The 6641-nt window shown below is 70.0% G+C and carries 6 protein-coding genes and 2 pseudogenes; 6 read left to right on the forward strand and 2 right to left on the reverse strand.

The window, feature by feature from the left end:
* Positions 1 to 140: 140 nt before the first annotated feature.
* Together AB0N06_RS37720 and AB0N06_RS37725 are read right to left on the reverse strand one after the other, a co-directional pair.
* Positions 141 to 317 (reverse strand): annotated as a pseudogene (locus AB0N06_RS37720) (IS6 family transposase); the annotation flags it as partial.
* 79 nt (positions 318 to 396) lie between these two features.
* Positions 397 to 1005 (reverse strand): annotated as a pseudogene (locus AB0N06_RS37725) (hypothetical protein); the annotation flags it as partial.
* Between the two features lie 26 nt (positions 1006 to 1031).
* Here AB0N06_RS37725 and AB0N06_RS37730 point away from each other — a divergent pair.
* From AB0N06_RS37730 to AB0N06_RS37755, 6 genes are all read left to right on the forward strand, one after another.
* Entirely contained in the window at positions 1032 to 1580 is a 549-nt protein-coding gene (locus tag AB0N06_RS37730) for a hypothetical protein (RefSeq protein WP_366139194.1), read from the forward strand.
* A 194-nt stretch (positions 1581 to 1774) separates the two neighbouring features.
* Positions 1775 to 3553 carry a S8 family serine peptidase gene (locus tag AB0N06_RS37735; protein WP_366139195.1) on the forward strand — a complete coding sequence of 593 codons (1779 nt, stop codon included), beginning with the start codon at positions 1775 to 1777 and terminating at the stop codon, positions 3551 to 3553.
* A 100-nt stretch (positions 3554 to 3653) separates the two neighbouring features.
* The gene (locus AB0N06_RS37740) at positions 3654 to 4064 is read left to right on the forward strand and encodes an integrase (protein ID WP_366139196.1); all 411 of its coding nucleotides are present in this window, start codon (positions 3654 to 3656) and stop codon (positions 4062 to 4064) included.
* A 353-nt stretch (positions 4065 to 4417) separates the two neighbouring features.
* On the forward strand, positions 4418 to 4687 hold the full coding sequence (locus AB0N06_RS37745; RefSeq protein WP_366139198.1) for a Tn3 family transposase: 270 nt from the start codon (positions 4418 to 4420) through the stop codon (positions 4685 to 4687).
* Positions 4688 to 4768: 81 nt separating this feature from the next.
* Positions 4769 to 6025 (forward strand): IS21 family transposase, encoded by a 1257-nt coding sequence (gene istA / locus AB0N06_RS37750; protein ID WP_366139197.1) that lies wholly within the window; start codon positions 4769 to 4771, stop codon positions 6023 to 6025.
* Between the two features lie 110 nt (positions 6026 to 6135).
* Positions 6136 to 6537 carry an ATP-binding protein gene (locus AB0N06_RS37755; protein WP_366139199.1) on the forward strand — a complete coding sequence of 134 codons (402 nt, stop codon included), beginning with the start codon at positions 6136 to 6138 and terminating at the stop codon, positions 6535 to 6537.
* Positions 6538 to 6641 lie beyond the last annotated feature (104 nt).

A 6641-nucleotide genomic window follows, 5' to 3' on the forward strand; every position in this document is an offset into this window, starting at 1 on the left:
ACGGCAGCCACTTGTCAGCCACACCCAGCTCCCCTGGGTGCCCTCACCCTACGAACGGGAGGACCAACCCGGGCAAGAAGGTAGAGCCACTTGTCCCCGGGCCGGGGCCGCCGGCGGCGCAGGCCGTTCGCGTAGGCCTGGCCGAACTTCAGACACCAGCGGCGCACTGTCTCGTAGGAGACGAGCGCGCCGCGCTGCAGCATCAGCTCCTCGACCTCGCGGAAGCTGAGCGGGAAGCGGAAGTACAGCCACACGCAGTGGGAGATCACCTCGACCGGGTACCGGTGCCCCTTGCACGACGGCGGCGTACTGCCCACGGGGATCCCCCTCCACCATGATCAATCCGAAGATCATCCCACCCGGCCAGCCAACGTGACAGTGCCTGTCGTAGAGCATCAGCCGGACGGGCAGGTCTTCGAGGGCGTGGGTGACCGTCTCGGGGTGGTGCAGGCTCATCCGTTGCCGCAACCGCTCCACCGACGGCCGCCCCACGCCGTCGAGGGCGATGATCTCTCCGTCGAGGACCGCCTGTGGTCCGGGCAGCAGGCCGGACAGCGCCTTGAGTTCGGGGTACTGGGCGGCGACGTCCATCCCGGCCTGGGACAGAAGCCGCAGGCTTCCGTCCCCGGGCAGATGGGCGATGACCCGGGCACCGTTGAAGAGCGTTTCGTAGGCGTACTCAGCCTCGGTCTCCGGCCTGGGCGGCGGGCCGATCACCGCGAGCAACGGCGCGAGCAACGGCAGCAGTGCACCATGAGTGCCTCGGGAGAGGTCCACGCTCATGGTTCCAGCCTGCGCCCGGCGGCCTGCTGCGGCCACCCACTCCTCCTGTCTGGTCGACACGTCTGTGAGCAGAGCGGATGCCGTGACTGCGGCGATCGTCAACGCGACCGGGACGTGGCTCCCCGCTTGGCGGTATGTCCCGGAATGTGTTCTTGGTCGGTTGGTGGTTTGCTGCTCGGTGGCGGCGGCCGGGCTTCTCGGCGCGCCGTTCATCGTGTGCATCCGCCAGGCTCAAGGAGGAGTTCCGCATGTCCGTCTACACCCCCCAGCAGATCAGCCAGCCGCAGACCCAGCAGCCGTACAACCAGCAGCAGCTGTTCGGCCAGCAGCAGCCCTGGGGCCAGATCGGCCAGCCGCAGCAGCAGATCGCGCAGGTGGTCCAGCAGTCGATCCAGCAGGCTTGCCAGCAGGCGAGCCAGCAGGTGGCGCAGCGTCTGCAGCAGACGCTGCAGCAGCTGCAGCAGGTCCAGCAGCAGCTGCAGCAGCAGGGCTTGGCCCACCAGGCGCACCCGTACCTGGCTGTCGCGCTGCACCACACCCTGCTCCAGGGCGTGCGGAGCGCTGTGGAGCAGTCCGTGCAGCAGGCGCTGCCTATTGCGATCCTGACGCTGGTGCAGCAGGGCCAGCAGGGCCAGCAGGGCCAGCAGGGCCAGCAGGGCCAGCAGCAGTTCGGCCAGTTCCCGGGCATGCAGCCGCAGGGCCAGTTCGGCCAGCTCCCTGGCCAGGGACAGTTCCCGGGCCAGGGGATGTTCGGGCAGCAGCCGCAGTACGGGCAGCTGTCGCCTCTGGGCATGTGAGACACCCGCCCGGGTAGCGCTCGTCCTCCCTCCCGTGTGGGGAGGCGGGCCTTGCCTGGCCGGATGCCGCGGCGGGGCGAGGCAAAGGCGCGGCGGGCCGCTGGCCGGGGAGCTCATGGACGCCCGCTTCCCGGCCAGCCACTGAAGATCCGGGGCGTACGACGAAGCTTTAGGTTGAGATGGCGGTTGACTGAATGCGTGAGCAGGGCAGCAACGGTGTGAAGCCGGGCAACGGCAAGGGCGGGAAGACCCCGCGTGCGCAGGACACGGCGGGTGAGGCCGGGCAGCCGGCGGCTGCGGGCGGGGCAGGTGAGCCGGCCGAACGGATGGGCGGGGAGGCGCATGCGCTGGGGTACCAGGGTCGGGGTGTGCGGGCGGGGTGGGGCCGCTATCTGGTGGCACCCCGGCCGTTGGGGCTGCTTGCCGGTGGGGTGCCGCCGATTGAGGCCTCGGCGCTGTTCAAGCTGCTGGAGGAGGACCCCGATGTGGAACCCGTGGCGCAGGTGCAGCCGTCCCGTTCCCGCGGGTTGGGGGCGATTGCGGAGCCGCATCCGGCCTGCCCCCCGGTCGCGGTCGTGAAGATGCCCCAGGAGCGGGCCCGCGCCCTGGCCGGGAACCCGCAGGTGGTCGTGGAGATCGACCAGCCGCTGTCCTACACCCCCACCCCGCCGGTGGGTGTCGGCCCGATGCCGGTAGTGGACCCGATGCTGGCGGTCACCCTGGAGGAGCCCGAACATCTCACCCTGCGGGTGGTGGGCAGTGACGGGGACGCGGTGGCCGGCGCGCACGTGTGGGCCATCGGCACCGGCGGCCCGGTCCACGGAGTCACCGGCCAGGACGGACGCGTCACCATGACCCTGGCCGCAGACACCCCCGAAACGCTCCAGGCGCTCTACGTCCGCCCGGTGGCCGACTACTGGCCGGCCCGCACCGGCACCCCCCAACCCGCCGACAACGGCGAGGCGGTAGTTACGGTGCAGGCCCTGTCGGACACCTTCGAGGGCTTCCCCGGCAAGGCGCTCACCGGCTGGGGTGCACAGGCAATGCGGCTCAACCAGATCCCGCCGACCTACCGCGGCCACGGCATCAAGATCGCGCTGCTCGATTCGGGGGTGAACACCGCCCACCCCGATTTGAAGGACCCCGTCCAGCACGGGCACGACTTCACCGGCGCCGGCAACGGCACCTGGGGCCTCGATGTGACCGGGCACGGCACGCGGTGCGCCGGCATCATCGCCGCGGCGGACAACAACGCCGGCATCGCCGGGATCGCGGCGGAGGCCGAGGTGCATGCGCTGAAGCTGTTCCCCGGCGGGCACCTCAGCGACCTGCTCGAGGCGGTCGACTACTGCATCACCCACGACATCGACATCGCCCAGATCAGCCTCGCCTATCCCGTACAGTCCCAGCTGGCCGCCTGGAAACTCGCCGATGCGCACGCCGCCGGCACCACGGTCATCGCCCCGGCGGGAGACACCGCCGGCCCCCTCACTCAGCTGGCTACCCTGCCGGGGGTGCTGGCGGTGGGGGCGATCGCGCACACCGGCACCTATCCCGTGAGCAGCCCGCTCACCTGGGTGCAGCCGCCGTGGCCCGCCGGCCCCTACCCGGCCCCGTTCACCCCCACCGGTCCGGGAGTGGACCTGGTCGCGCCCGGCGCGGCGGTCATCACCACCAGCCTGGGTGACGGCTATGCCGCGGTGGACGGCACGGCGATCGCCGCCGCCCACGTCACCGGGCTGGCGGCGCTGCTGCTCGCCCACCACGACCATCTGCGCACCCAGGCGGTACCGCGGACCGCGGCCCGCGCCGACCTGCTGTACCTGCTGGTGCGCACCGCCTGCCGGCCCCTGCCCGGCGCCGACCCCCGCCTGGGCGCGGGGATCGCGGACGCCCCCACCGCGCTCGGCATCCCCGCGAGCTGGCAGCAGGCCGAGCAATACACGCCGGCCGGTCCGCACCAGCGGGGCTGACGGCACGACACAGACCTCCGCCCTGCGCCGTTCAGAAATGCGTCGCTGCAGGTCGTAGGGGGTCTGGTGGCGCTCAGGGTCGCGTGGGACGATGCCGCGGGTGATTGTCTTGCTGGTCTATCGGGTGACGAGGAAGCTGTTGTCGGTCCCGGTGTTGCTGCTGCGTCGGCAGGTGGCCAAGGACGCCGAACTTCTTGTCCTGCGGCACGAGAACGCGGTGCTGCGCAGGCAACTTGCAGGTCCGGTGCGCTACGAGCCGGCGGACCGGCTGTGGTTCGCGGCGTTGTCCTCGCTGATACCCCGGCGTCGTTGGGCGCAGGTGTTCCCGGTGACCCCGGGCACCGTGCTGGCGTGGCATCGAAGGCTCGTGGCGCGCCGGTGGGACTACAGCAAGCGCCGGAGCAGGGCCGGCCGGCCACCGACCACGAAGGCCGTCACATCGACGGCGACGGCCCCATCCCCCGGGGCCGCGTCCGCGGCACCGGAACCCTCGGCTGGAAGCGCGTCATGAACCACTTCATGCTCGCCTTCCCTGACCGCCTCCCACTCTGACCCGCAAGAGCACACCGAGTAACCGCCCCACGGGGCCCGACCAGCAAGAAGCCATACCTCGACATACACAAAGGAATTGACAACAGGTCCCGGCGCTCCTCTGCTGCTTGTGCCGTGGGCCCTTGCCAACTCGGCAGGGGCCCACGCTGCCCGAAGCCATGACCAGTTCGATTTCTGCAGTGCTTCGAGTGCTGCCCAATCTCATGTCCATGTGCTGTCGGTTCTCGGTTCTCGTGAACAAAGCCAAATAGCCACTGAACATCACCACATCAACACCGGCTGTCTCTCACACCACTGTCCCAAAACCGAGAGATCGCATTCTGCAACGGTGGGGTGATCGCCGAGAACGGCCCGGTCGAGCAGGAGAAGGCGGTGAAGCTGACCTCATTGCTCGCCAACTGTGTGATCTTCCATACGACCCTGGACCTCATGAACGTCGTCCGGGATCCGCAGGCGGAGGGATGGCAGATCACTGGCGAGGACTTGGCCGCGATCAGCCCGTACCTGACCGACCACATCATGCGGTTCGGCACCTACACCACTCGCACAGCGGGTGGTGTCTCGACGACGGCCGAACTCTGACCATCTGACGGCGTATCAAAAGTGACCCACTTGGTGATCTTCGTCTGACTCTGGCCTTGGCGATCAAGGTCAGGAGGAAGGGTGATCCTCGTGGAGGACTGGGCAGAAATCCGTCGGCTGCACCGGGCTGAGCAGATGCCGATCCGGGCGATTGCTCGACATCTGGGCATCTCGAAGAACACGGTCAAGCGGGCCCTGGCCGACGACCGGCCGCCGAAGTACGAGCGGCCGGCGAAGGGCTCGGTGGTCGACGCGGTCGAGGTGCAGATCCGGGAACTGCTGCGGGAGACACCGACGATGCCCGCGACGGTGATCGCCGAGCGGATCGGCTGGGACCGGGGTATGACGATCCTCAAGGACCGCATCCGTGACCTTCGGCCCGCCTATCTCCCGGTCGACCCGGTGTCCCGGACGACCTATCGGCCCGGTGAGCTGGCCCAGTGCGACCTGTGGTTCCCGGACGTCCAGATCCCGCTGGGCTATGGGCAGACCGGCCGGCCGCCGGTGCTGGTGATGGTGTCGGGGTATTCGCGGGTGATCGCCGCGAGGATGCTGCCCTCCAGGAGGACCGGCGACCTGATCGACGGTCACTGGCGGCTCCTGTCGCAGTGGGGCGCCGTCCCCAAGACGCTGGTCTGGGACAACGAGGCCGGCGTCGGCCGCGGCCGTCCCACCAGCGAGTTTGCCGCGTTCGCGGGCCTGCTCGCCACCAAGATCTACCTCTGCCGGCCGCGGGATCCGGAAGCGAAAGGGCTGGTGGAGCGGGCCAACGGCTATCTGGAGACCTCGTTCCTGCCCGGCCGGCACTTCAGCGGCCCGGACGACTTCAACACCCAGCTCGATGCCTGGCTGAAGGTCGCCAACCGACGTGTCCACCGGACCCTGGGCGCCCGGCCGGTCGACCGGTGGGAGGCGGACCGGGCCCAGATGCTCACCCTGCCGGCGGTCGACCCGCCGACCTGGTGGCGGTTTTCCACCCGGCTGGGCCGGGACCACTACGTTCGCGTCGACACCTGCGACTACTCCGTCGACCCCGCCGCGATCGGCCACCACGTCACCGTGCTGACCGACAACGAGCAGGTCATCGTCCTGACCACCGGCGGCGAGATCGCCGCCCAGCACGTCCGCTGCTGGGCCCGCCACCAGACCATCACCGATCCCGAACACGCCGAGGCCGGAACAATGATGCGCCATCAGGCACGGCGCCGGCAGACGGGTCAGATTCAGGCCGTCAGCTCCGGCGGCGGCCCGCTGGTCGAGGTCGAACAGCGGGAGCTGGGCACCTATGACCGGCTGTTCACCGTCATCGACGGCGGCGGCGACAAGGAGGCGATCTAAATGGCCCGCACCCCCACCGTCGACGGCGAGTCCGTGCTGGCCCAGCCCGTCGGCAAGCCCCCGGCCGGGCGACGCACCAGCCAGCCCGGGCCCTGAAGGCCCCGGCCCTGCTGGACGCCGCCGACCGACTCGTCGAACGGGCCCGCCAAGAGTCCTGGACCCACCCGGAATACCTCGTCGCCTGCCTCCAGCGCGAGGTCGCCGCCCGCGAATCGCACGGCGGTGAGGCACGAGTACGCGCCGCCCGCTTCCCCGCGATCAAGACGATCGAGGAACTCGACGTCGCCTATTTGCGCGGCCTGACGCGCGAGCAGCTGTCCCACCTGGGAACCTTGGACTTCATCGCGGCCAAGGAGAACGTCGTCTTCCTGGGGCCGCCCGGCACGGGCAAGACGCACCTGGCCATCGGCCTGGGGGTCAGGGCCTGCCAGGCCGGCCACCGCGTCGCGTTCGCCACCGCGGCCGAGTGGGTCGACCGGCGCTGTCACGTTGTTGGGTGTGTTGGTGCCTGACGGCGCGTTGGGGCGTGGTGGGCTTGTGGTCCGGGCCTGGGGTCAGGCCGTGGTGGGCCGGCCGGTGACGCCGGTGATCTGGTCCCAGATGGCGAAGCGGACGG

Source organism: Streptomyces sp. NPDC051020 (assembly GCF_040683105.1).
In the GTDB taxonomy this organism is placed as follows: domain Bacteria; phylum Actinomycetota; class Actinomycetes; order Streptomycetales; family Streptomycetaceae; genus Streptomyces.

Excerpts from the sequence above, each read along its gene's own strand:
- AB0N06_RS37730 (WP_366139194.1), top strand. The coding sequence starts at position 1,032 with ATGTCCGTCTACACCCCCCAGCAGATCAGCCAGCCGCAGACCCAGCAG.
- AB0N06_RS37735 (WP_366139195.1), top strand. The coding sequence starts at position 1,775 with ATGCGTGAGCAGGGCAGCAACGGTGTGAAGCCGGGCAACGGCAAGGGC.